The sequence below is a fragment of the Ectobacillus soli genome, from assembly GCF_042610425.1.
Taxonomy (GTDB): domain Bacteria; phylum Bacillota; class Bacilli; order Bacillales; family Bacillaceae_G; genus Ectobacillus.
The window spans coordinates 1,591,915-1,615,805 of sequence record NZ_JBGJZM010000001.1 but is presented as its reverse complement, the minus strand read 5'-3'; the positions used below and the strand labels follow the sequence as shown (position 1 = coordinate 1,615,805).

The 23,891-nt window shown below is 37.5% G+C and carries 25 protein-coding genes and 1 pseudogene; 19 read left to right on the top strand and 7 right to left on the bottom strand.

Annotated elements, in window-relative coordinates; translation table 11 throughout:
- Window positions 1-5 precede the first annotated feature (5 nt).
- The 6 genes and pseudogenes from ACAN53_RS08405 to ACAN53_RS08380 all read left to right on the top strand — a co-directional run bounded on the left by ACAN53_RS08405 (window position 6) and on the right by ACAN53_RS08380 (window position 4,818).
- The gene (locus tag ACAN53_RS08405; RefSeq protein ID WP_379968936.1) at window positions 6-716 is read left to right on the top strand and encodes a VIT1/CCC1 transporter family protein; all 711 of its coding nucleotides are present in this window, start codon (window positions 6-8) and stop codon (window positions 714-716) included.
- 246 nt (window positions 717-962) lie between these two features.
- Complete coding sequence (locus tag ACAN53_RS08400) at window positions 963-2,486, top strand: hypothetical protein (RefSeq protein ID WP_379968934.1); 1,524 nt, start codon at window positions 963-965, stop codon at window positions 2,484-2,486.
- A 320-nt stretch (window positions 2,487-2,806) separates the two neighbouring features.
- On the top strand, window positions 2,807-3,526 hold the full coding sequence (locus tag ACAN53_RS08395) for a YwaF family protein (protein ID WP_379968932.1): 720 nt from the start codon (window positions 2,807-2,809) through the stop codon (window positions 3,524-3,526).
- Between the two features lie 123 nt (window positions 3,527-3,649).
- Window positions 3,650-3,898, top strand: a pseudogene (locus tag ACAN53_RS08390) (glycosyltransferase); the annotation flags it as partial.
- Window positions 3,890-4,117 carry a GtrA family protein gene (locus tag ACAN53_RS08385; RefSeq protein WP_379970290.1) on the top strand — a complete coding sequence of 76 codons (228 nt, stop codon included), beginning with the start codon at window positions 3,890-3,892 and terminating at the stop codon, window positions 4,115-4,117. The pseudogene ACAN53_RS08390 and the gene ACAN53_RS08385, both read left to right, overlap by 9 nt.
- Window positions 4,118-4,317: 200 nt before the next feature.
- On the top strand, window positions 4,318-4,818 hold the full coding sequence (locus ACAN53_RS08380) for a GNAT family N-acetyltransferase (RefSeq protein ID WP_379968930.1): 501 nt from the start codon (window positions 4,318-4,320) through the stop codon (window positions 4,816-4,818).
- A 194-nt stretch (window positions 4,819-5,012) separates the two neighbouring features.
- Here ACAN53_RS08380 and ACAN53_RS08375 read toward each other — a convergent pair whose 3' ends face one another.
- A complete protein-coding gene (locus tag ACAN53_RS08375; RefSeq protein WP_379968928.1) occupies window positions 5,013-5,243 on the bottom strand; it encodes a hypothetical protein in 231 nt (76 codons plus the stop codon).
- Window positions 5,244-5,423: 180 nt separating this feature from the next.
- Between ACAN53_RS08375 and ACAN53_RS08370 the strand changes: the two genes are divergently transcribed.
- Window positions 5,424-6,656, top strand: coding sequence for a YeeE/YedE family protein (locus ACAN53_RS08370; protein ID WP_379968926.1), 1,233 nt, complete (start codon window positions 5,424-5,426; stop codon window positions 6,654-6,656).
- A gap of 53 nt (window positions 6,657-6,709) precedes the next feature.
- Here ACAN53_RS08370 and ACAN53_RS08365 read toward each other — a convergent pair whose 3' ends face one another.
- Complete coding sequence (locus tag ACAN53_RS08365) at window positions 6,710-7,630, bottom strand: DMT family transporter (RefSeq protein WP_379968924.1); 921 nt, start codon at window positions 7,628-7,630, stop codon at window positions 6,710-6,712.
- A 245-nt stretch (window positions 7,631-7,875) separates the two neighbouring features.
- On the opposite strand from ACAN53_RS08365, the gene ACAN53_RS08360 reads away from it, so the two are divergent.
- A complete protein-coding gene (locus tag ACAN53_RS08360; RefSeq protein WP_379968922.1) occupies window positions 7,876-8,355 on the top strand; it encodes an Lrp/AsnC family transcriptional regulator in 480 nt (159 codons plus the stop codon).
- A gap of 94 nt (window positions 8,356-8,449) precedes the next feature.
- Here ACAN53_RS08360 and ACAN53_RS08355 read toward each other — a convergent pair whose 3' ends face one another.
- Together ACAN53_RS08355 and ACAN53_RS08350 are read right to left on the bottom strand one after the other, a co-directional pair.
- Complete coding sequence (locus ACAN53_RS08355) at window positions 8,450-9,355, bottom strand: DMT family transporter (protein ID WP_379968920.1); 906 nt, start codon at window positions 9,353-9,355, stop codon at window positions 8,450-8,452.
- 227 nt (window positions 9,356-9,582) lie between these two features.
- Window positions 9,583-9,921 carry a YrdB family protein gene (locus ACAN53_RS08350; RefSeq protein ID WP_379968918.1) on the bottom strand — a complete coding sequence of 113 codons (339 nt, stop codon included), beginning with the start codon at window positions 9,919-9,921 and terminating at the stop codon, window positions 9,583-9,585.
- Between the two features lie 546 nt (window positions 9,922-10,467).
- Between ACAN53_RS08350 and ACAN53_RS08345 the strand changes: the two genes are divergently transcribed.
- From ACAN53_RS08345 to ACAN53_RS08330, 4 genes are all read left to right on the top strand, one after another.
- Window positions 10,468-11,961 carry an efflux RND transporter periplasmic adaptor subunit gene (locus ACAN53_RS08345; protein ID WP_379968916.1) on the top strand — a complete coding sequence of 498 codons (1,494 nt, stop codon included), beginning with the start codon at window positions 10,468-10,470 and terminating at the stop codon, window positions 11,959-11,961.
- A 1-nt stretch (window position 11,962) separates the two neighbouring features.
- Window positions 11,963-12,688, top strand: a complete 726-nt coding sequence (locus ACAN53_RS08340) for an ABC transporter ATP-binding protein (protein ID WP_379968914.1) — start codon at window positions 11,963-11,965, stop codon at window positions 12,686-12,688.
- The gene (locus tag ACAN53_RS08335) at window positions 12,685-13,902 is read left to right on the top strand and encodes an ABC transporter permease (RefSeq protein ID WP_379968912.1); all 1,218 of its coding nucleotides are present in this window, start codon (window positions 12,685-12,687) and stop codon (window positions 13,900-13,902) included. Before ACAN53_RS08340 ends, ACAN53_RS08335 begins: the two co-directional genes overlap by 4 nt.
- Window positions 13,903-14,060: 158 nt before the next feature.
- Window positions 14,061-14,198 (top strand): hypothetical protein, encoded by a 138-nt coding sequence (locus ACAN53_RS08330; protein ID WP_379968910.1) that lies wholly within the window; start codon window positions 14,061-14,063, stop codon window positions 14,196-14,198.
- 114 nt (window positions 14,199-14,312) lie between these two features.
- Here ACAN53_RS08330 and ACAN53_RS08325 read toward each other — a convergent pair whose 3' ends face one another.
- From ACAN53_RS08325 to ACAN53_RS08315, 3 genes are all read right to left on the bottom strand, one after another.
- Window positions 14,313-15,461, bottom strand: a complete 1,149-nt coding sequence (locus tag ACAN53_RS08325; RefSeq protein WP_379968908.1) for a glycosyl hydrolase family 18 protein — start codon at window positions 15,459-15,461, stop codon at window positions 14,313-14,315.
- 304 nt (window positions 15,462-15,765) lie between these two features.
- The gene (locus ACAN53_RS08320; RefSeq protein WP_379968906.1) at window positions 15,766-16,137 is read right to left on the bottom strand and encodes a hypothetical protein; all 372 of its coding nucleotides are present in this window, start codon (window positions 16,135-16,137) and stop codon (window positions 15,766-15,768) included.
- Window positions 16,138-16,376: 239 nt separating this feature from the next.
- Window positions 16,377-16,646: a hypothetical protein gene (locus ACAN53_RS08315; protein ID WP_379968904.1), complete on the bottom strand. Its 270-nt coding sequence runs from the start codon at window positions 16,644-16,646 to the stop codon at window positions 16,377-16,379.
- A 358-nt stretch (window positions 16,647-17,004) separates the two neighbouring features.
- Here ACAN53_RS08315 and ACAN53_RS08310 point away from each other — a divergent pair, with 358 nt between their 5' ends.
- The 7 genes from ACAN53_RS08310 (at window position 17,005) to shc (ending at window position 23,851) form a co-directional block, all read left to right on the top strand.
- Window positions 17,005-17,334, top strand: coding sequence for a DUF2325 domain-containing protein (locus ACAN53_RS08310; protein WP_379968902.1), 330 nt, complete (start codon window positions 17,005-17,007; stop codon window positions 17,332-17,334).
- A 143-nt stretch (window positions 17,335-17,477) separates the two neighbouring features.
- A complete protein-coding gene (locus ACAN53_RS08305) occupies window positions 17,478-18,203 on the top strand; it encodes an ABC transporter ATP-binding protein (RefSeq protein ID WP_379968900.1) in 726 nt (241 codons plus the stop codon).
- Window positions 18,200-19,273: an ABC transporter permease gene (locus ACAN53_RS08300; protein WP_379968898.1), complete on the top strand. Its 1,074-nt coding sequence runs from the start codon at window positions 18,200-18,202 to the stop codon at window positions 19,271-19,273. Before ACAN53_RS08305 ends, ACAN53_RS08300 begins: the two co-directional genes overlap by 4 nt.
- A 45-nt stretch (window positions 19,274-19,318) precedes the next feature.
- On the top strand, window positions 19,319-19,963 hold the full coding sequence (locus ACAN53_RS08295) for a TetR/AcrR family transcriptional regulator (RefSeq protein WP_379968896.1): 645 nt from the start codon (window positions 19,319-19,321) through the stop codon (window positions 19,961-19,963).
- A gap of 200 nt (window positions 19,964-20,163) precedes the next feature.
- Window positions 20,164-20,322, top strand: a complete 159-nt coding sequence (locus tag ACAN53_RS08290; RefSeq protein WP_379968894.1) for a hypothetical protein — start codon at window positions 20,164-20,166, stop codon at window positions 20,320-20,322.
- A 555-nt stretch (window positions 20,323-20,877) separates the two neighbouring features.
- Window positions 20,878-21,696 (top strand): sugar nucleotide-binding protein, encoded by an 819-nt coding sequence (locus ACAN53_RS08285; protein ID WP_379968892.1) that lies wholly within the window; start codon window positions 20,878-20,880, stop codon window positions 21,694-21,696.
- A 301-nt stretch (window positions 21,697-21,997) separates the two neighbouring features.
- On the top strand, window positions 21,998-23,851 hold the full coding sequence (gene shc / locus ACAN53_RS08280) for a squalene--hopene cyclase (protein ID WP_379970289.1): 1,854 nt from the start codon (window positions 21,998-22,000) through the stop codon (window positions 23,849-23,851).
- The last annotated feature ends 40 nt before the right edge of the window (window positions 23,852-23,891 follow it).

Here is a 23,891-nt window from a genome sequence, read left to right as displayed (position 1 = left end):
TTTCTATGTCAGAGAATGGAATGAATAAAGAAACCCATGAAGAAAGTCACTTTTTGGCACCTGAATTTATTCGGGATGTTGTCATTGGAATGGCCGATGGACTCACGGTTCCGTTTGCTCTAGCAGCCGGATTATCAGGTAGCGTTCCTACTACAAGTTTGGTTGTAATTGCAGGTGTGGCAGAAGTTGCTGCAGGATCGATTGCAATGGGACTTGGTGGATTTCTTGCTGCTCGTACAGATGAAGAACACTATGCGTCTGAATTGGAACGGGAACGAAAAGAAGTAATTGAATTGCCAAATCGCGAACGGGAAGAAGTAGCAGACATATTACGTCAGTGGAATATTCCTGATGAAACAGTCAATGCGGCTGTCGATGCGATCAGTAAAGATGATGAAAAATGGGTTGATTTTATGATGAAATATGAACTAGGACTTGAAAAGCCTGAACCGAAACGTGCATTAAATAGTTCCCTTACGATTGGAATATCATACATAGTAGGTGGTCTTATTCCTTTATCTCCATATATGTTTATTTCCAAACCAGATTCAGCACTTTTAGTTTCCGTTGTTATGACACTGATTGCGTTGTTTATTTTTGGATATGTGAAGGGCACATTTACTGGATCCAAGCCATTTAAGAGTGCATGGCAAACAACTTTAGTAGGCGGATTAGCTGCTGGTATTGCGTTTACGATTGCGAAATTAATATCGTAACGTAGTAAGTGAAGTGGTGGGTACCAACATTACTAAGTACTTATTGTCAGTATAAATTAGTAAAAAGACATATTCGCAGAATATGTCTTTTTACTAATGAAACCAATTACTTTGTCATTCACTTGTCACTTTTCTTCTTGTTAAAAACTAGTTATCAATGTTACTGTGAAATATGGAAACTAGTTGTAAGAAAGTAATTAGAAATTACGTAGTATTAGGAAACAAAGTAGATGGAGAGGTAATTCAATGTCAACATTAAAAGATAGTAAGGTAAGGATAGGATTGTTCCTAGTACTTTTTGCAATCATTGCAGTAAGTGTTTATTCTATGTGGAGTTTTTATTGTAGTTCAACAACTATTCTGGGTCAAGGTATGCAAGATGGAAGAAATAGCTTCTCCCCTCATACAAATCACCCCCCTTCAAACGGAAACATATACACTCCAAATGGGGATATGTTTAAAGAAACTGAGCATACAGATACGAAGTATGCAGCGCCTCTTATCCTATACAGCATTCTATTTTTTGGGGTATTTACAATCTTTTATTATTTGTTCGTTTATAAGAACATTATAGTTCATAAGAATAAAAAATTATTAGTTTGGACCATATTAGCAGCTGGATTATTGTTACGGATTGCTGTTGCCCCATGGGTAGGAGGATTTCCTTATGACATCAATCTTTTCAAAGAATGGGCAACTTCCGCTGCAAAAAGTCTGAGTGGGTTTTATATGAACGGTTGGAGCGATTATCCTCCTTTCTTTGTTTATATTTTGTATGTAGTTGGGAAAATTGCGTCAATGCAGACGATGAATTTATATTTTACTTTGCTAATTAAATTGCCATCTATTCTTGCTGACGTAGCAACAGCATATATCATGTATAGACTATCTTTAAAATATCTTTCTTTAGAAATTAGTATTCTTTTGTCGGCTTTTTATATATTTAATCCGGCAATTATTATCAATTCAACTTTCTGGGGACAGGTAGATTCCTTCTTCACCATGCTTATTGTTTTAGCAGTTTTTACCTTATGTGAGGGAAAGATTTATATCGCTACCGCTATTTTTACAGTAGCCATACTCATGAAACCACAAGGTATTATTTATCTTCCTGTATTTTTCTTTGTGCTAATTAGTTTGAAAAATGTAAAACGTTTTGTAATAGCGGCTGTTACGAGTATAGCAACAGTATTGATGGTAATTATTCCCTTTTCATTACAACAAGATCCGATATGGATTGTTAAACTCTATTCTAAAACAATTGGGGAATATCCTTATGGTTCGATGAATGCATTCAACTTCTTCAGTCTTATTGGAGGCAACTTTAAGCCAAATACGACGACTTTGTTTCTACTAAACTATCATGTATGGGGACTTATAGCTATTGTTATAGTTACCTTGTTTTCGTGGTTTGTTTACATAAAAGGACGTACTACAAAATTCGCTTCTATTGCGGCGCTTTTGCAGATTTCAGGAGTCTTTACTTTTTCTACTAGTATGCATGAAAGATATTTATTCCCTGCTGCTGCCCTGTCTCTACTGGCATTTATCTACATTAAGGACAAAAGATTACTTTGGTTATGTGCCGGTTTCAGTGCAACTATTTTTATCAATACCTTTGCAGTTTTATTCCGAACAAGTGGTTCAGACGGTCTACCGTATAGCTTACCATTGATTATAACGTCACTTTTGAATGTATTATTCTTTATCTATCTTATTAAAGTAGGATGGGATATTGCTGTGAAAAAGAAAATATTTACATTAAAATAAGGAAAAGTGCCATGGAATAAATCGGATGAAACTATTTAAAGAATAATTTAATTACAAAAGAGGAAGAAAACAAAATTTTTTGCTTTCTTCCTCTTTTATTATTTTTGATAAAACCCGCCGGCGATATTGGATATTAAGAAATAATATGCTATGGATGTATGTTTTTAATTCAGCCCAAGCTGCAAAAATAATTCCTGCTAAATAAAGTAGTTTAGTTTGAAAAAGATGAGGAATTTTGATAATAAACAAAACCGAATAAAATGATGGTGGTTTAAGTGAAAATAAGGGTGTAGCTAGACTTATTAATATGAGGTGAAATGATGCAGCCATATTTTCAAAAAGACTATCCAAATCATCCTTTTCAATTGTTTTCAGAAGAACATCTTTTAACCGTATTAACGATTGGGTTACTCTGTATGTGCCTGTTCATGGTTAGAACGTGGTTTGCAGAGTCAAAAAGGAATCATTTGTTTTGTTATTCACTCGCCATTCTTTTAATTCTTGCAGAAGCCAGTTACCACATCTGGTTCCTTTATTTTCATATTTGGTCGCTTGGTTCGACTTTACCTCTTCATCTTAGCGATATTTCCATTTTGCTTTCCATCGTGATGTTAGTAACAAGGAGCGTTAGTTTATTTCGATTTTTATATTTTGCTGGAATAAGCAGTTCGATCCAAGCCATGCTGACACCTGATCTGGGTATCTACTCCTTTCCGCATTTTCGATACATTGATTTTTATGTCTCTCACGGGGGTGTTATTCTTGCCTGTATCTTTATGCTAGCAGTAGAGAAATATAAACCGACATTTCGCTCACTTTGGATGAGTGTGCTAATCGTGAATTTGTATGCAGGGTGTGTATTTTTGATCAATCGTTTTCTACATGCAAATTATCTGTACTTGATGAAAAAACCTGAGATTTCATCCATTCTGAATTATCTAGGTCCATGGCCATGGTATCTTTTATCAGTGGAAGGAGTACTCATTATTAGTTTTTTACTACTCTATAGTCCATTTTGGATAAAGCAGAAGTTAAGATGAATGGTTACAGTCTGCATTAAAAACGAGCCAGGAAGGAACAGCTGTGAAGAATACAGGAAATAAGGACACACAAGTGGATGAGAAACTCATCACGTATTTGAAAAAAAATTATAATTGTGAACGAAGTTGTCTATGGACGGGATGACTTCTTTCTCCTATTAGCCGCTAAAACTTGCCAGCATTGTCGGTGGTATGTTTTCCGTCGCAGGCTTTCTCTACATGCTCGTAGTACTGTATTTAAAATTATTTACTGACAGCACCGTAACGGGCTGGGCCTCTATTATCATCATTCAGCTGCTCTTTAGTGGAATTGTACTTATTATGCGTGGAGTTATTGGGGAATATATTGGCCGAAAATATGAAATGGGAAAATTTGTTTTTGTGAACATAATCACACTTGTAATTACTTCCGTAATGCTCGTCATTCTCCATCAATATGCAGGATGGTCCATCCTAATTAGTAAGTGCGGGGTAACTGCACTGGGATTAATCGTAAACTTTACAGGAAGCCGTTTCTGGGTATTTGCCGAACATACAAAGGAAAGAAGAGGATCAATATATTGTCGAAGAAGCGGTTCAGTCTGGAATTGAAAATATTATTTTCGTGACAGGACGAAATAAAAAATCTAGGTAAAACATCGATAGTAGAATGCTAACTTCTATAGGATTAGTTTATAATATAAATAGACAATAGTAATATAATGTGCAACAAAAATCATTTACATAATTGAGTAAATTTTATTTTATTATAGTGTAAAATTATAGATTAGAAAAGAAGGGAGAACTATGTCGTGGATAGATATATTTTTCAAAAGGCAATGAATGAAGATATTGATGAAATTTTGATACTTATACAAAAACGTATAAAATGGATGGATGAAAATAACATAAGTCAATGGAATAAAACGAATTATCTTAAATACTATCCCAAAAACTATTATGAAGAATTAGTATCAAAGGGTCAACTTTATGTTGTTAAATATGGGGATTTAAATAGCGTTATAGGAGCATTTGCATTATTAGAACAAGATAAGTGTTGGAATGACAGTTCGCAAAGTTACTATATTCATAATTTGGTTACCGATATAGGGGTTTCTGGCATTGGAGCGACTATAATTAAATTCTGTGAACAAATTGCAATTAAACATGGTAAAAATAAAATTAGATTAGATTGTCAGGCTTCAAATCATAAGTTAAATGAATATTATAGTGGACTTGGATTTGAGTATGTTGGAATGGTTCAAGATGGTAATTATACTGGAATCAAACGAGAAAAGAAACTTAACTTATAAGTAAAAATTAATCAGTATCTACGTCGCAATCTTCTTCTATTGTTCAGCAATAACAAATTAAATGTAAAAATTCCTGTAAAAGTGACTGCAATTATTTGTTTTGCACCTCTAAAGTAAACCCGTTATAGTCATCTACATACTTTTTATTTCTTCTAATCATTAGCAAAGGTTTAATTCCATACCTTTATTTTACTTTATCCTTTTCCAACAGGACGTACCCAACCCCATTTACCACAGCTTGGACATTTTACATACTTATATCCAAAAAAATGAATAGATAAAACGGCAATCGGAACAGGCAAGTTGAATTTCCAATCACACTTTCCACATTGATAATCATAATATTTTGTTCTCCAATTTTGCATAACAAAAGCAAATACAATAATCAAAGCTACAATAATAATTTTCATAAAATAATTTGACATAGAATCATTCTCTCTTTCTATTTTATCCTACCGTATTTGGATTGATGTTGCAACGAGATGTAATAGACATAGTAATCATTATTTTAAATTATTTTTAATAAAGCCCATCGGTAATATTGGATATAAACACATAATATGCTATACTTCTACTGTTATAGATTAGTGAAGGAGAGGATGTACGTGTCAAATTCAGCTAATGCGACACAAATAATTCCAACTAAATCAAGAGGAATAGTGCCAAAAAATAATCAAGCAATCATTTATATTACCCTTCTTCTTTTTGTTCTTGGAGCCGTGTGGTTAGGAAATGCTTTTTCAGGAAAGCAGGCGGAATTATATGTTCTAGGTGGTTTTTTAGGATTAGCTTTATATCATGCACACTACGGTTTTACTAGTTCATTTCGTTATTTTTTGAGCGATAAAAAAGGTGTGGGTATTCGTGCACAAATGATTCTATTTGTGATTACAAATCTATTATTCTTACCGTTTTTAATAAAGGGGACGATGTTTGGTCACCCTGTTGTAGCATCCATTTCGCCGGTAGGGGTATCTCTCCTTTTTGGAGCATTTTTATTTGGAATCGGGATGCAAATGGGAGATGGATGTGCATCTGGCACACTGTATCATCTTGGCGGCGGAGATGCTCGTTCGGTTATCACTCTCGTTGGTTTTATCATCGGATCGGTGATTGGTAGCGCTCATTTTATATGGTGGACGAATTTGCCGCATCTGCAACCGATTTCCTTCCTACAATCATTTGGTACGGTTGGCGGCTTCGCATTTAATTTATTGTTAATTGCCATTGTTTTTTTCATCACGATTTTCGTAGAACGTCGTAGTCACGGGAAATTGGAAACTGTATTTAGCAAAGAACCGTTTTCGCTTAAAATGCTTCTTCAAGGTCCATGGTCTTGGATGGCAGGAACGATTGCATTAGCTATTGGAGGCGTTGCCTTTCTTCTTATTGCAGGAAAACCGTGGGGCATTACATCTGCATTCGCATTATGGGGTGCAAAGGTATCTGGAGCTATTGGAATTCCTGTTGAAACATGGGGTTATTGGAAGAGTGCACCGAATGCAGCGGCCCTTAATACGAGTGTCTTTCATGACGGTACAACCGTTTCTGACATTGGCATTATGCTAGGGGCCTTACTAGCTGTTGCACTTTCTGGTAAAGCAATCCGTTTTAGCCTTCGTTCGTATCCATTTAAGATGTTGGTTGGTCTTATGATTGGTGGAATATTAATGGGATACGGTGCTCGCCTTGCCTTTGGATGTAACATCGGTGCTTATTTTTCAGGAATTGCATCATTCAGCTTACATGGCTGGGTTTGGATGATTATGGCGATGCTAGGAAGCATAGTTGGAATTCAGTTACGTAATCTTAGTGGATTTAAGCGAAAGAATTCCTAAGAAAAAGGAAAACACTCGCATCGCTCCGATAGGGGGTTTTGCGAGTGTTTTTTTTAATGTTCCATAGCCGCATGGGAACGGCGCCGAGTCGTATGATTTTGCTTTGAAATTTCATTTGTTTTAAAGTGAGAGAATAAATAACAGCCTAGAATGACGATGCCACTTGCGATTCCTTGTATCCATGTTATTTTCTCACCCAATAAGAAAAACGCTAAGAGAGCTGTGAAAATAGGATTGAAGTTTAAGAAAATGCCGGATGCTGTGGCACCTAATTTCTGAACGCCAATATTCCAAAATACCATACATAACACAGTAGAGATTACGCCTGTATAAAAAAGGGATGCTAGGAACGGAGCATTCACATTTGAAACGGTAAAGCTTGAGATATTAAATGGAAGCAACACGACAAGTCCGAATATACCAGAGTATAGTGTTGCCATCATCGGTGATGTTTTCGAGGTTGCCCATTTGCTAACTACAGAAAACAATCCCCAAACACATACTGCAAGCAGCATATATATATCCCCCGAATGAAAGTGGAGGGAAAATCCTGTGCCCTTTGAGAGAAACAAAATAACGCCAACGAGTGAAAGAATCATCGAAACAATTTGCAGCCCATTCATTCGTTCCTTTACTAATAGAGTGGAAAAAACTGCAATGGAAATGGCATTTAAGGTGGAAATTAATCCGACATTGGTTGCGGACGTTTGGGCTAATGCTAAAAATTGCAATATATTAAATAAGACAACACCGGTTAGCCCCATTAAAAATAAAGGAAGAATGGCGCCGCGTGGAGGTAGAATCTTTTTTTCTTTGACCCATACAATGGGAAAAAGACAAGCAACCGCAATAATCCATCGTAGACTCGTTAAAGTTAAGGGAGAAGCATGACCGATAAGTGATTTTCCTACTACAAAATTTCCTCCCCATAAAAAACTTGTTAACAGAAGTAATAAAATATAGTAAATAGGCATGTGAATCAGTTCCTTTCGTGTTGTATAGTTATAAAAATGTTGGAAGCCCTAGTATATCGTGCAAAATTAAATGATTGAGTATGTAAATAATTTTAACATTAATCTACTCCATTCAGTGTATTATTCTGTATAATGAGATAAAATCAAAACATAATAAATTAATCATCGTAATTAAATAAATAATATTCATATTTGACATGAAAGTATGGCTATTTTTAGAAGAATTGTAGGAGGAATAGATTAAAGTGGAATCGATTAGTAGTAAAGTATTGGATGATGTTGATATCCGAATTTTAGATATTTTGCAAAAGGAGGCACAGGTAAGTAATGCTGAGATTGCACGGCGCGTCAATTTGTCTCCGCCCGCTACCCATGTAAGGGTGAAACGATTAGAAGGGGAAGGATTTATCGACCGGCAAGTGGCAATTTTAAACCAAGAAAAGCTAGGATTTGATTTACTCTGTTTTATTTTTATTAATATGAATATTCATCAATCTAATGAAGTGGAAACATTGGAGAAAGCATTACGGTCGATGCCAGAAATATTGGAATGTCACTGTTTAACGGGCGAGCACGACTATGTATTAAAGGTAGCAAACAAGGATCGGAAGGGATTAGAGAGCTTCATCCGAAAATTAAATCATCTTGGCATTACGAAGATTCAAACGAGTTTAGCACTCCGAGAAATTAAATATTCCACTGTATTGCCACTTGGAGAAGAATAAGAGGACAGGTATGACTGCATATAAAAACGAAAAAACTCGCCACGTTTCATTTTAATATAGAACGTAGCGAGTTTTTTGTAAGCAAAGTAAGCCTTCAACGGTCGAGTAACTGTCTTCCCCAAAACGTTGCTCCCAGAATACATAGCCCACCAATCCAATTAATTCCCGAAAGAATTTCTCCTCCAAACATAATCGGAAATAGAGCTCCAAAAACAGGCTCTGTTCCCATCAGCAAGCCAACACGGGAAGGGGAGGTTTTCCGAATGAAAACCATTTGTGCATAGAATGCAAAAACGGTACAAAAGAGTGCCAAATAGAGAGTGAGAAGCCAAAACTCTACAGAAAGGGGAATCGTGGTAAGTGTAGCACCTTCCGTTGTCACATTAAACAGACCAGACAGAATAGCCACGACTCCTAGCTGAATGACGGTTAGTGCACTACTGTCTAATGTTTTCCCGTCGGTCAATTTTTTCGTATAGGTCATTTGGCTAGCCCGAAGAAAGGCTGCTACCAAAATGAGTGTATCACCTAAATTAAATGATAACGTATCTTTGAAGGTGAGAAGACCTGTTCCAATAATGGATAAAAAAACAGCAAAGAAAAAGGCATAACCCATAAACTTCTTATTCACGACCCAATCCATGAGCGGTGTTAGAATGAGTGTTAGACTAATAATAAAAGCAGAGTTAGCAGCTGATGTGAAATGGATTCCCCATGTCTCAAACGAAAAAATAGAAAATAAGAAAACGCCAAATATAATTCCTGTACTCCATGTTTCTTTGGAGGCATGTTTCAAGTATTTCCAAGTAAAGGGTAGCATGATGAGTGTGGTAAGGAAAAATCGATAGAATAAAAACATAAATGGATCATACTGCTGCAGTACCGTTTTGGCAGTGATGTAACTAGATCCCCAAACGAGCGCAACAAGAAGTAACACAACGTCACCCGTCCATGCGTTGGAGGCGACTCTAGACATTGAACTTGTTTTAATAGTAGGCATAGGTTCTCCTTAAATAATAGAAAATTTGATTAATTATACCATTTATCTATGAAAAAAATATAACAACTCTTGTAAACTTACTTTTTTAAAAGAGCGAATCCTAATCGAGTAAATCCAGTGCCTGTAACGAATGCTCCAATTACAATAAAGATATCCTGTGAACTTCCTGCAAATTTGCGGCTTTTTCATCGGATTACCTCATTTTACCTCTTTCCCTCTACATGTTTTCATTGCTCCCATATATACATAAGTAATCGGTTTAAAAGGATAAGTCCTGTAAACGTCACAGCTAGGGGTAGACCTCGAACTGCGAACAGTGCTGCAACTCCTGATCCAAATACAACGAGTTCTAATAGAAGATGAAAGGGATCAGGTAGCAGTACGGAAGCACTGGGTGCACCGAATATACTCCAAATAATTGCAACCAGTAGTGGAATTCCGATACCAATAACTAATTTCATAACGAAACCTCTTTGGATTGTAAAACCCCAATACCCTAATGAAGCTAGAACACCAAGCTCTAAGAAAAATCTCACTGCAATATTTATGGCTTTAATAGCAATCATCCGAATAGCCTCCTCTTATTTTAATAAATTACTAATGTTAGTATTTATTTAACTAATATTATTAGTTTCTGTCAATAGAATTTTCATTTATATATGTATGATTGCAATCTGTTTCTATACGAGTCCTTCTGAAATATGACCTTTCTCCCACGGATACTGGCAGTAAGATCTCAACCTGGGGAATTTTCACTTTAACTTGTAATTACAAAAAGTTGGTCAAGCCCAACGATAAGTAATGAAGAGAAAGAAAATGGGAGCTAAATATATCGAATTTAGCTGGTGTATCTATTCTTAAGGAAAAGTTAAGGTTGGTTCGATACCGTTATGCTAAATAGTGGAGCCTCTCGCACATTTACGGGCAGTACGCTCTACATACTTGCGCAAAAACATCTATGCAGGAGGTGGTGCAAAGGAGAATACGATAGACGTGGAGTCGTGTATGGTACTTTCCAATTCGGCGTGAGAAATTGCAGGGCTATGTGTGTTATTTCTTTTCTTCAAAAAGTACGAACGTAACTACATTGTAGGAAAAAAGGAGGTCTTCTTGTGTCTGAATTGGCTTTAGAAAATGAAATACCGTATAAGCAAAAAAAGGGGAAAAAGGTTCTTATTATTAGTATTGTAGCTGTTCTTATTCTTGGAATTATTGCTTATTTTGTTTATACAAAAACAAGTGCACAAAGCAACACGGCAGCACAGGTTCAATATGTTACCGTTAAAAAGGGTGATGTAGTAGAAACAGTTTCTGCTTCTGGAACGGTTGCAGCTGCACAGCAATTATCATTAAACGGGGATTCTACTAGTAAGGTGACAGCTATTAATGTAAAAGTAGGAGATCAAGTGAAGGCAGGGCAAGTACTTGCTACATTGGATGATACCGATGCAAAGAGTAAGCTTTCAAGCGCACAAGCAAACCTTACAGTTGCACAAGCAAAGTTAAGTCAAGTGCAACAAGGTACTGCTACCAGTGCTGATATCGCCGCACAACAAGTAAGTATTGATAAAGCACAAATTGCGGTGGATGGTGCACAACAGAAATACAACGATGCACAAGCACAGTTTGATGCAAAGAAGATTACGCAAAGTGATCTGAACCAAGCGCTAAATGCACTGAAGTCAGCACAAGCAGATTATAATTTGGCTCAAGTAAAAATGACCCAACTAAAGGCACCGCCAAAGGATTCCGATGTGCAAACTGCAAAAGCTGCAGTTGACCAAGCTTCATCAGCTTTACAGCAACAGCAAGTGGCATTGGATAAATTAAGCGTCAAAGCTCCAATTGATGGAACAATTGTACAAGTAAACGGCGCTATTGGTGATACTTCCACGAATGGTAAGGCATTAATAGTGATGGACAACGCGGATATGAGTCAGCTTAAGATTACCGCACAAATAAGTCAAAGTGATATTAGTAAGGTACAAAACGATATGAAAGCAACAATTACTACTAGCGCAGTTGATAACAAAACATTTAACGGTAAAGTTACTTCCGTGGCCCCAGAAGCTACTACAACATCAGGTGTAACAACCTATGATGTTACACTTTCTGTAGACAATACAGATAATTTACTAAAACCAGGTATGACTACAAATGTAACAGTAGAAGTTGGTAACCATCAAGGTGTTCTATACGTTCCGTCTATGGCTTTGAAAAATAGAGGTGGCAAAGATGGGGTATATGTACAAAATACAAACGGTTCTACATCTTCTGATACTTCTCAAACTGGTACGGGACAAAACAGTAAACGCGGACAAAATGCAGGCATTCCGTCCAATTTAAAATTCCAAGCTGTAACAGTTGGATATTATGCTACGGATAAGGTAGAAATTACATCAGGGCTAAAAGAAGGAGATAGTGTTGCTATCATCTTAAGCGTTCCAAGCACGAATTCCACTAGAACAACCAACGGAACAAGCGCATTCTCTGGACTTAGCGGTGGCAATAGCTTTGGTGGAGGCGGAAGCGGCAACAGAAGCAGCGGCGGAAGCGGAACTAGTGGCGGAGGCGGAACTTCTAGTAGTAGCCGAGGAGGTAACTAATATGAAAACCGTCATTGAACTGAAAAACATTCAAAAAACGTACCAGCTAGGTGGACAAACAATTCATGCCCTGCAAAATGTAAATTTATCTGTGCAGGAGGGAGAATTTGTTGCCATAATGGGACCTTCCGGTTCAGGAAAATCGACGATGATGAATATGATTGGCTGCTTAGATCAACCAACATCAGGCGAATATTTGATCCAAGGGTTTCCCGTTTCAGATGTAGATGACGACGCCCTAGCATTCATCCGTAATCAAAAAATCGGTTTTGTCTTTCAAAACTTTAATTTAATACCAAGACAAAGTGCTTTGCAAAATGTGGAGTTACCGATGATTTATTCTTCGGTAGCTGCTTCGGATCGTAAGGAGCGAGCAGCAAAGGCGCTCACAAGTGTAGGACTTGGTAACCGATTGTTAAATAAACCGAATGAATTATCTGGTGGGCAGCAACAACGGGTTTCCATCGCACGCTCGTTAATTAATGACCCAGTCATATTATTAGCAGATGAACCAACCGGTGCACTCGATACGAAAACGAGCGTTGAAATTATGAGCATATTCCAAGAGCTAAATGATGCAGGTAAAACAGTTATTATGGTTACTCATGAACGAGAAGTAGCAGAATATGCAAAGCGAATTATATTCTTCCGCGATGGAAAAATTGAAAGTGACGAGCCGGTAACAATGCGGCGTATAGGTAAGCGTGAAGCGGAGGTTTTACAATGAAATTTTTGGAAAGTGTAAAAATCTCCTTCTATAGTTTGCGTACCAATGTACTTCGCTCCATTTTAACGATGCTAGGGATCATTATTGGGGTATCCGCAGTAATTTCCATGGTTGCAATTGGAGAAGGAGCTTCTTCGAGTGTTGCTTCCCAAGTAAATAGTTTAGGAAGTAATTTGTTAATCGTTACATCGGGGCAAGCACAGCAAGGGAATGTCCGTTTAGGGGCAGGATCTTTGCAAAACTTGACTTTAGACGATGCAAAGGCATTAGAAAATCAAGATGCTATAAGCGGTGTATCTGCATTTTCGAGTAAGCAAGGTCAAGTGGTCTATAAAAGTCAAAGTTATACGACAACGATTGAAGCTGGGTCAGAGTCGTATGCAGATATTCGAAACTTAACCCTGCGTTCTGGACGCTTCTTTTCTCACTATGAAGTATTAGGTCAAGCAAACGTAGCAGTACTCGGTCCGCAAGTCGTGGCAAATCTATTTGGTAATCAGAACGCCAATCCGGTTGGACAAACGATTCAGGTTAATAACTTGCCTGTTACCGTAATCGGTGTGCTAGCAAGTCAAGGAAGTCAAGGCTCAACAAATAATGATGACCGCATCATTGTACCAATTACAACAGGGATGAACCGTTTGTTTGAGCAAACGAAAGTCCGTTCCATTTATGTGTCAGCCGTTTCCGCTGACAAAATGGACACAGCGCAGTTTCAAATTGAACAAACTTTGCGGGCGCAACATCATTTAACGCCGAAAAGTGACGATGATTTCCAAATTAGTTCTCAAACGCAAATTTTAAGCACAGCGCAAGGAGTCTCATCTATTATGACCACTCTGTTGTCTGGTATTGCCGCTATTTCCCTAGTTGTTGGCGGAATTGGGGTAATGAACATCATGCTTGTTTCAGTAACGGAACGTACGCGAGAAATCGGTATCCGAAAAGCAGTTGGGGCAACAGGATCCGCCATCCTGCAACAGTTTCTTATCGAAGCCGTAACACTTAGTGTGTTAGGGGGAATTATAGGAATCGGGCTTGGAGTCGGCGTAGCTGCGTTATTGACAAAGGTAGCAAACATTGCAACTACTATCACACTTGCTCCAATCCTATATTCGTTTGGAACGTCTATTCTCGTCGGAATTGTATTTGGGGTATACCCTGCGAGAAAGGCTTCTAAATTGAATCCGATTGATGCACTTCGGTATGAGTAAAGAGATTACTAAGGTAATAGAATAAAAGAAAAGAGAGATGCAGATGCATCTCTCTTTTTTGGTATAAATTACAAATATATGTTTTTTCAAGCAGGATGTTCGATGTGTACAAATGAATGTAAGTATTTAGTAAATTAAAATCGAAAGGAGTGAAAGCTTTGGAACAAAATCCACTATATTTTGATGGGAGTATTCAGATTGACTATGCTACAAATGAAGAATTGACCGAAACGAAATCATTCGAAATAACGGATGAAATAAGAAGTAAAATGAGTGGGAATCCTTATACGTTTTAGTCGTGTAGAATCATTACTTGATTTCGAACAGGGTTTGCCAAGTGTCTTGTTTTTTAGTAAGTGCAGTATGCTAGTGTTCTATCTGTTATGTTTAAGGGCAACAAAATGGAGGACTTAATAAAGAGTATTCCAAGTGTTAGCATCCATCATATCTAAATTCCAAATCGCAGAACCAGCTAATTGGTACTTAGAAACCAGTGCAAGATATAGTTGCAGGGACTTTACATTGGTCAGCCAGATTTTATACTCATTGTTGCTGCTATCACGGTAGGATGCATAATATTCATCTAATTGTGGGTCCCAAGTCAGTAGTCTATGATTTTGAAGCAACTGCTGTTCGACGTAACGAAATGGATAAGCAGGGTTAGCCGTTATTTTTCCTGCTTGATTTTGTTTCCAAATTCTTGTATAGGCGGGAAGCCCTAAGATAATTTTATGGGAAGGAATGCCCGTTTGAATGAGCTCAGTTATCCCATCTGTTAACCAAGGTAAAGAAGTTATCGGTCCAGGATTGGGATCTGTCGACCAGTGTTCATCGTAACCCATTAAGGCGACATAGTCACAATATTGTCCAAGCACTTGATGATCAAAGGGAGAGGAATCATTTCCACCTTTTGCATCTGGTGGAATATCAATGGAAAGGATGACATGGGATTGATGTAAAGCAGATGATAAACTTTTAATGAACTGGGAAAAGGTGTTGCGATCCTGACTGCTCACATTTTCAATATCAATATTAACTCCATCCCAATGATTTTGAAAGGCTGCTTGATTTAGATTTTTAATGAGGGAATCGGTTTTGGTTGGATTGGTAAAAAGCTGATGAATGGTTTGTTTCACATCTTGTCCCATTGTAATTCGTGCCCAAACTTGTTGATTTTGCTTACGTAACATTTCGTTTGTTAGAGGATTTGTACTGAGATGTAGATGAAATTGATTGTCTATGGAACCAGCTGCAGTCGAGATAATGTTTAACCCTTTGTAGCGAGCTAAAGAATTGCTATTTATCTGATTTCCCGTCCATCCTAAGTGAAGCCCCGCACTAGGGGTTGATTCTTTAGTAGGAGAAAGGATGTTTGAATCGGGCGTTCGGCTTTTTTTAGGAGAGGGAGAGGTAAACAGGGTATTTAGTCCTGATACATTCACTATTAGAGTAGGAATTATAATTATCATGGATAATAAAAAAGCTAGAAAAAACAACATATGTTTGATAACCTTTGGCTGGCTTTGTTTACGAGCAGGTCGAATATACGTGTTCTGCAAAAAAGTTCCTCCATTCCCAAAAAAAATGGGTAATATTTTCTCCCTTTAAAAGTATATGGTGACAAACTGTAAATATTTCCATTTGGTGAGTTTCTAAGGACAATTCATATGTAGTTTTATTATAAAAAAGAGATGACTCAAAAAAATAAACGATTTAAGTCGAGTCATCTCATGAAATAACACTTGTTAAATCAGTGCATTCTGAGGTGCTTATTGATATTCATACAGTCTATATTCTTATGATAATTCTACTTAATGTCATAATTAATTCTAATTTGATGTATTAAATATTACATTTTTATGGTTAAAACATACCCATGCTGCCCATGCCAGAGTAACCCGGATACTGAGACATGCCCATGCCGCCCATGCCAGGGTAACCTGGATACTGAGACATACCCATACCAGGGTAACCCGGATATTGAGACATACCCATGCCGCCCATACCAGGGTAACTCGGATACTGAGACATACCCATGCCGCCCATGCCAGGGTGACCCGGATACTGAGACATACCCATGCCGCCCATGCCAGGGTGACCCGGATACTGAGACATACCCATGCCGCCCATGCCAGGATAAGCTGGATACTGAGACATACCCATGCCGCCCATACCAGGGTAACCAGGATACTGAGGCATGCCCACACCAGAAATACGTAGAGAATCGTTTGTCATATTTACACCTACTTTTCTTAAGGCTGCTTTGTTCTTTACAGACTATGCTTTAAGAAAGTAAGAGAGCTTATCTGTCTAAAAATTAGGCTAATTATGATAAGAGGTATAAAGTCTTTTGCAAATGTTTTCATTTGCAATGTTAGATGAAGGTGGGTAAGTAACATGAATAAGTAAGGAGCCTACCATACCTGCTACTCAGCATAAGACCAGAAAGATATCAAAGTATTCCTATGCCCATGTTATCGAGTATATCTTTGTAAATTTTCATGCTTGTTATGAAATCCTTTATGAAATGCTTGATGTTCATTATGATGCCCTCCAAAATGCCCTGCTGCAAACCCTACCGCAAATACAAATAGGAAGATAACTACCGCAGAAAGAATTTTGTAAATTTTTTTCTTTCCATTAAAATAATGTAGTTTCAGTTCACTTGCGAGTTCTGCTTTTATTTCCTCTTTTAACTCTGCTTTTATGTCAGTAGATCCTTCATTGCTTTTTTCTTCCTCCAAAATGTCTCACTCCTTTCCTTGTTAGTCATTCTATTTTGAAGCAAGTATTATTAGACCGAGTCCCTTTGTTCAAACTTTACTTTCTTTCTATGAAACATGTTGGAGAAAGTAAGGAGTTTTTTTACGGTAACACTATATCGACCAGACTGTACTTGTATGTATAGTCTGCCTTTGTAAAGAATGATTGAAATTAGATTTATATTGTGTTAATTTAATTTTATAGTAAATACATAGGAATTATTTGATTTTAAATCTAATTTTATTTAAATACGTCGACTAGACAACTAGAGACTTTAATTCTTACCTAATTATAGGTTAAAGAGTTGAAGTCTTTTATTTTTGAAGGGAGCGAATGGTCGTGGAATCATTGTTAATTGTTGGTGGAGATAAGCTAGGTCAAATTACCAAAAAATTAGAGTATGAGGGAATTAAAGAAGTCATTCATTTAAGCGGGCGAAAAGTACAGATGACTAGAAAGGTAATACCTAGTAATGTAGATGGTGTATTAGTGCTAACTGATTTTATTAACCATAATCTTTCAACAATTATTAAAAGAAAAGCGCAAGAACAGTCAATTCCTATTTACTTTTCAAAACGATCCTGGACTTCTATCCAAGCAGAATTACAAAAAAATGCAAGCTATAAAGCGAGCAAAAGGAAGAAAAAAGTAGAAATAATTAGCCAATGATTCAATAAAGTAAATAGTTGTTCTTTAATAATTACTGTGTTTAGATTTAAAAATTAATTTATTGCTTTGAACTTGATTCGTAGGTTTTTTCCAAATATAATAAAAGTGAGTAATCACTCACAATTTTAAAGGAGGGAAGATACATGGATGCTTCCGTTCGTATTCAGCAAGTAAGTAAGCATTATGGTAAGAAAATGGTTCTCGATGATATTAATATGGAAATTGAAAAAGGACAGATTTATGGATTTATTGGGCCTTCTGGAGCAGGAAAAACGACGATTGTGAAATTAATTGTCGGTATGGATAAAGCGAGTAAGGGTGAGGTGTCGGTACTCGGTAAAACGATGCCAAATTTACACGTTCTACAAAACATTGGATATATGGCGCAGTCTGATGCCCTCTATACAACGTTAACAGCGAAGGAAAATTTACAATTTTTCGCATCACTCTTTCAATTGTCAAAGAAGGAGCAAGCGGAGCGTATTGCTTACGCGGCAAGTATTGTTAACCTAACCAATGAATTATCAAAAAAGGTGTCTGCCTTCTCAGGCGGGATGAAACGCCGGCTTTCGCTTGCGATTGCGTTAATTCAAAATCCAGATTTGCTCATTTTAGATGAGCCGACTGTTGGGATTGATCCAGAGCTTCGCAAATCCGTTTGGGAAGAATTACTTCGTCTCAAAGAAGAAGAAGGAAAAACTATTATTGTGACGACGCATGTCATGGATGAAGCGGGAAAATGTGACCAACTCGCGATGGTTCGCGAAGGACGCATTATAGCAAGTGGATCTCCGCAACAGTTGCAGGAGCAATATGGGGTAACTAGCCTTGAGGAAGTATTCTTGCAAGCTGGAGGTGCGAAACAATGAGAATAGCAGCCTTAATTAAACGGATTGTATTGGAATTGGTGCGCGATAAACGAACGCTTGCGTTATTATTTTTAGCCCCTTTGTTAATCCTAACGTTAATGTACTATGTGTTTAATGGAAATACGGTGAATCCGGTTCTTGGTGTAAATCATCTAGATAGCAAGCTAGTTGAAACGCTGAAAAATGCGAATATTGATGTCAAGCAGCTAGATACAGTTTCGGATGATACGGTTGAAACAAATGGTCTTGATGGTGTATTGGAAGTGAATAACGGAGCATTTCGCTTAACGATAAAAAACGATGACCCTACATCAGCGAAAACATTAGAAATGAAGGTTACGCAGGTAATTACTGCTAGTGCGCAGGCACAGGCAATCCAATCACAGGTTGCACAGAACCCTGCTATAGCAAAAGTATTGAATACGAAGCCGCAAATTACTACGTATTATAAGTACGGAACGAAGGATACGAGCTTTTTCGATGTGCTCGGCCCGGTACTCATTAGCTTTTTCGTTTTCTTCTTTGTTTTCTTAATAGCGGGAATTGGATTACTGCGGGAACGAACAACAGGAACGCTCGAACGGTTAATGGCAACGCCAATTAAACGATTAGAAATTATATTCGGATATTTAATAGGATATGGAATTTTTGCGATAATTCAAACCGTGATTGTCGTATTTTATGCCATTTCAGTTCTCAACATTACATTGGTAGGATCGATATGGAACGTCATTTTGGTAAATCTTATTGTTGCCTTTGTTGCCTTATCACTGGGCATACTGTTATCAACATTTGCTTCATCTGAATTTCAAATGGTTCAGTTTATTCCGATCATTATCGTACCGCAAATCTTCTTTGCAGGCATTATTCCACTAAAAGGAATGGCAGATTGGGTAGTATCCATTGGGAAAATGATGCCTCTGTATTACGCAGCAGATGCCATTAAAGGTATTATGTATAAAGGCGAGGGACTTAGCACGATCCAAGGGGATATTGGTATATTAGTATTATTTGCAGGCATCTTTATCTTATTAAATGTACTAGCGATGAAAAAATATCGGAAGCAGTAGAACCTATTTGTTTTAATGAAAGCTTGTAAAAAGGTGGTGAAACCGATGATAGAAGGGAATATTCTCGATAATCTTCTATCGCAAACGAGTAAATCGAAAAAGCCAACCGAAAAGCAACAAAAAATTGCAGAGATGACCATCAAAATTTTTGCGGAAAAAGGTTATGCCAATACATCCACGAGCGAAATTGCAAAAGCGTCCGGCGTCGCAGAAGGAACAATTTTCCGCCATTATGGGACGAAAGACAATCTTCTTCTTGCTGTCTTGCTGCCGTTTATAAAGGAGTTACTGCCTTCTATTGCCCAAGGAATGATGCATGAATTTTCTCCGGACAAATTTGAAACATTTGAATCATTTTTGCGAGCGGTTGTGCTCAATAGAATGAATTTCCTCAAGGAAAATCGGGAAGTGTTTAAAATTTTAGTAAAAGAGCTTCTATACCGAGATGAACTGCGTAAGGAATTTCTTTCGTATGTGGATAAAGATATATTCGTCTTCGTCCAGCACATCATTGATACGTTTAAAGAAAAAGGCGAAATAAAAAATCTCCCTACACCCGTCATCATGAAAATGCTCGGCACCTTCCTAGGAGGCTACTTCACTACACGATTTATCTTTCTCTTTGAGGGAGATGTGGAAGAGGAAGAGCTTGATTACATTGTTGGATTTATTTTGGACGGGGTGCGGTGATCGTGAGAAATTAGATTGAATAAAAGGTGGCATGTTGTTTTTATAAAGCATGCCATTTTTGTTATAAGTATTTATAGAGATTCCTACCTATCTAATAGTGTACAATCCACACGATACGAAATAGGTATTTATCCCTGTTACCTATTTCATGATGGACACATAACTATACTACTAAGTCGAGATAAAAAGGAGTGAAGAAAATGGAGAGAAATCCAGTTGTATACGGATATCCTTATCATCATCACTATTACAATCCATACCATGTAGGTTATTATCCTCATCATCATCACTATCCATACCATTATCCACAGTATTATCCTTATCCTCACCACCATCATTATGGCTATCAACATTATTAAAAGAACTAACTATAGAAAGAGAAGAGTTTGCAAAATTGGTACCAGTTCTGGTGCCAATTTATTTTTCATAGATGTATAGGGGGAGAATCGTCCTAGCTTAAAAGAATAGAGTCTAAAAGGAAACGCATTGTTGAGGAATGTATCCAAGTAATGAATCAGTACCAGAATTCAGTATTTTCCCAAAAAAATCATTCTTAACGTAACTTATTAAAATATGAAATATTTGCTATAATATACGAAAAACGGAGAAAAAATATGATAATTCCAGGTATATTGTGTCTCGTTTTCGGATTATTAATCGTCGTTTCTTTGTGTATTTATTTCTATTTTCAGGCTAAGAAAAGAACAACGAAAGATAATTTATGGGTAATTTTTGTGGTTATTGTGGTAAGTACGATTGAAATTTTATCCGATTCATTTCTACTACCACTTGTTTTAATGCTATTCCTTATTGGCATAGCATCTATATGTTTTGGAATCTTTTTGTTACTTGGAGGATAATAACCCAATTTGTAGGTACATAGATTTTAAAATGTGATGGAAAGGGGAAAGGCAATGAAAAAATTACTAGTTCTTGGTGCAAGCGGTCTGGTCGGAAAAGCGTTACTTGAGGAATGCAGGGATGGGTTTGATGTATATGGAACCTATCATTCTTCCGTTTCCCTCTTACCTGGAGGGAAACAACTCTATTTAGATATTCAGCAAGGTGAAAAGATCCTGGAAATGATACGTGAAATGAAACCAGAAATCGTTGTTTCTTGCTTAAGAGGAGAGTTTCCCCATCAGCTTGCATTTCATCAAAAATTGGCTTTTGTTTTACAAGAGAGTCAAAGTATGCTTTATTATTTTTCTACTGCAAATGTTTTTGATGGAGATTTTTCTCAGCACCATAAAGAAGCTGATTTAACTGTAGCTGAATCTGAATACGGTAATTTTAAGATACAATGTGAACATATATTACAGCAAATATTAGGTGAACATGTATCAATTATTCGTATTCCCCAAATATGGGGAAAGGAATCACTTAGACTTAATCAATTAAAAGAATTTATTTCTGGCAATAAAGCAATGGAAATATACCATAATTTGGCGTGTAATAATCTATTAGATACGCAACTTGCTAAGCAAATGCGGTATATTTTCGAACAAAACTTAAAAGGAATCTTTCATCTAGGATCTACTGATATGATGATGCATGCTAAATTTGCTGAAAACTTACTTCGGAAGATAACGAATCAAGATGTAAATCTTCCGTATCATCTCTTTGATGAAACGGAAGAAATACGGTATTTTGGATTGGAATCTAGCCGTACAGATATTCCAAAAGAGCTGCAAATTACGAATGAAGCTATTATTCAGATGCTTGTAGGGTGAGAAAAGGGGATGGGTAATCTCATCTCCCCTCGTTTTTGTCGTATCATTTGCTTCTTTTCCCCACGGTTCTGCTGTCATGGGAGTATCAATAAGCAGCAAGCGGACGATTTCTTCCTTTCCATCAATCGTTACTTTGCTTAAAAAATGTGAATAAGGATAAACAGTCAATTGATAGGAATAAAATTCAGATAGAGAAGAGTATGAAAGTATGGTACCAGTTTTGATGGTTTCCCCATCTTTAGGAAATGACAGATTGATAAAGAGAGGATGATCATACGTGTTACATAAAGTGGAGACCGAAATGAAACGAATTGTGGATGTGCTTGTTCATGATCAGACATTAGATGGGGCGTGGGACTATCCGTTTGAGACTGGTATTATATGTGATTGTTATATGATTATTTTGTTGCGGACATTGGACCGAAATGACGAGGAATTAATCAAAGGGTTCGTTGAAAGGATTGTACGCAAACAAGAGAAAAACGGCTCATGGAAGCTATTTCATGATGAGGGAGACGGGAATGTATCATCGACGATTGAAGCGTACGTTGCTCTTCTTTATTCGGGCTATCGAAGCAAACAAGATATGGAGATGCAAAGGGCGAGGCAGTTTATAGTCTCAAATGGAGGCATTACGAAGGCTCATTTTCTTACAAAAATCATGTTAGCGATAACCGGACAATACGAGTGGCCCCGTGATGCATTCCTTCCAATAGAAGCAATCCTCCTACCGTATACCTTCCCAGTAAACTTTTTTGATCTTTCTGTGTTCGGCAGGGCTAATCTTGCCCCCCTTCTCATTCTAGCTGACCGTCAATTTAGTATGAAAACAAAGCATTCGTTGGATTTAACTGACTTGATACTAGAGAGGGAAGCCATGCCTAAATTGAATAAAGAGGACAGGAGACAAACGATATGGAGGCAAATAACAGAGGGGATAGAGAAGTTGCCTGGTTTTAAAGAAGAGCTTCATGACAAGGCATTAAAACATGCAGAACAATTTATGATAGAGCGAATAGAAGGTGACGGAACCCTTTACAATTATTTTAGCTCAACCTTTTTGATGATCTTTGCCTTATTAGCTAGGGGTTACTCCCAAAGTAATCCCGTTATCAAGAAAGCTTTGAAGGGATTAAAGTCTATGGTAACTCAAATTGACGATACAAAGCATATGCAATTTACGACGGCAACCGTTTGGAACACAGCATTAATCAGTTACGCTTTGCAAGAAGCGGGGGTTTCTTCTTCCGCACCAGTTATTCAAAAGGCGAATCAATATTTACTTTCCCGTCAGCATACGAAATACGGCGACTGGGCGATCCATAATCCTCTTACAAAGCCAGGAGGATGGGGCTTTTCAAATCATAACTCAATCAATCCGGATGTTGATGATTCGACTGCCGCTTTGCGAGCAATTCGCACACTTGCTATCAAAGAAACTTCGTTTCGTAAGTCATGGGACGTTGGGATAGATTGGGTCATTTCTATGCAAAACAACGATGGCGGTTGGCCTGCGTTTGAAAAAAATGTCGATCAGCGACTCCTCTCCTTGCTGCTAGCCGAGCTAGGAGAGGAAATTTTACTTGATCCTTCGGCGGCAGATTTAACGGGGAGAACTTTGCAGTTTTTTGGAAGCTGTACACGTTTAAACATCGATCATCAAGTAATCAAGCGGGGTGTAGACTGGTTACTGCACAATCAAAAATTAGACGGCTCTTGGCAAGGACGGTGGGGAATCTGTTATGTATACGGAACATGGTCAGCTGTAACCGGAATGGCTGCAGTTGGAATGCCTCTTACTCATCCTGCCATGCAAAAGGCAGTAAAATGGTTGCAAGAAACCCAAAATGCAGATGGCGGCTGGGGTGAATCTTGTAAAAGTGATAGTGAAAAGCATTATGTGCCATTAGGAGTAAGTACTAGTACTCACACGGCATGGGCGCTAGATGCATTAATTGCTGTTTCTGCTAACATTACACCAGCAATTGAACGGGGAATATCATTTTTAGTAGACGGCAAGCACGAAGACTGGACGACATACTATCCAAAAGGAAGAGGCGCAGCAGGGGCATTTTATATCCATTACCATAGTTACGAATACATTTGGCCATTAGTAGCGTTAGCTAATTTTAAAAGGAAATTTAGTAAGGTTTAATAAGAGAAAAGGGGATGATTTTTTGTGCTTTAACCTTTAA

Excerpts from the sequence above, each read along its gene's own strand:
- ACAN53_RS08355 (WP_379968920.1), bottom strand. The coding sequence starts at position 9,355 with ATGCCTACTATTAAAACAAGTTCAATGTCTAGAGTCGCCTCCAACGCA.
- ACAN53_RS08350 (WP_379968918.1), bottom strand. The coding sequence starts at position 9,921 with ATGATTGCTATTAAAGCCATAAATATTGCAGTGAGATTTTTCTTAGAG.
- ACAN53_RS08340 (WP_379968914.1), top strand. The coding sequence starts at position 11,963 with ATGAAAACCGTCATTGAACTGAAAAACATTCAAAAAACGTACCAGCTA.
- shc (WP_379970289.1), top strand. The coding sequence starts at position 21,998 with ATGAAACGAATTGTGGATGTGCTTGTTCATGATCAGACATTAGATGGG.
- ACAN53_RS08375 (WP_379968928.1), bottom strand. The coding sequence starts at position 5,243 with ATGTCAAATTATTTTATGAAAATTATTATTGTAGCTTTGATTATTGTA.
- ACAN53_RS08300 (WP_379968898.1), top strand. The coding sequence starts at position 18,200 with ATGAGAATAGCAGCCTTAATTAAACGGATTGTATTGGAATTGGTGCGC.
- ACAN53_RS08285 (WP_379968892.1), top strand. The coding sequence starts at position 20,878 with ATGAAAAAATTACTAGTTCTTGGTGCAAGCGGTCTGGTCGGAAAAGCG.
- ACAN53_RS08385 (WP_379970290.1), top strand. The coding sequence starts at position 3,890 with ATGGGAAAATTTGTTTTTGTGAACATAATCACACTTGTAATTACTTCC.
- ACAN53_RS08395 (WP_379968932.1), top strand. The coding sequence starts at position 2,807 with ATGCAGCCATATTTTCAAAAAGACTATCCAAATCATCCTTTTCAATTG.
- ACAN53_RS08290 (WP_379968894.1), top strand. The coding sequence starts at position 20,164 with ATGGAGAGAAATCCAGTTGTATACGGATATCCTTATCATCATCACTAT.
- ACAN53_RS08405 (WP_379968936.1), top strand. The coding sequence starts at position 6 with ATGTCAGAGAATGGAATGAATAAAGAAACCCATGAAGAAAGTCACTTT.
- ACAN53_RS08365 (WP_379968924.1), bottom strand. The coding sequence starts at position 7,630 with ATGCCTATTTACTATATTTTATTACTTCTGTTAACAAGTTTTTTATGG.
- ACAN53_RS08400 (WP_379968934.1), top strand. The coding sequence starts at position 963 with ATGTCAACATTAAAAGATAGTAAGGTAAGGATAGGATTGTTCCTAGTA.
- ACAN53_RS08295 (WP_379968896.1), top strand. The coding sequence starts at position 19,319 with ATGATAGAAGGGAATATTCTCGATAATCTTCTATCGCAAACGAGTAAA.
- ACAN53_RS08305 (WP_379968900.1), top strand. The coding sequence starts at position 17,478 with ATGGATGCTTCCGTTCGTATTCAGCAAGTAAGTAAGCATTATGGTAAG.
- ACAN53_RS08335 (WP_379968912.1), top strand. The coding sequence starts at position 12,685 with ATGAAATTTTTGGAAAGTGTAAAAATCTCCTTCTATAGTTTGCGTACC.
- ACAN53_RS08320 (WP_379968906.1), bottom strand. The coding sequence starts at position 16,137 with ATGACAAACGATTCTCTACGTATTTCTGGTGTGGGCATGCCTCAGTAT.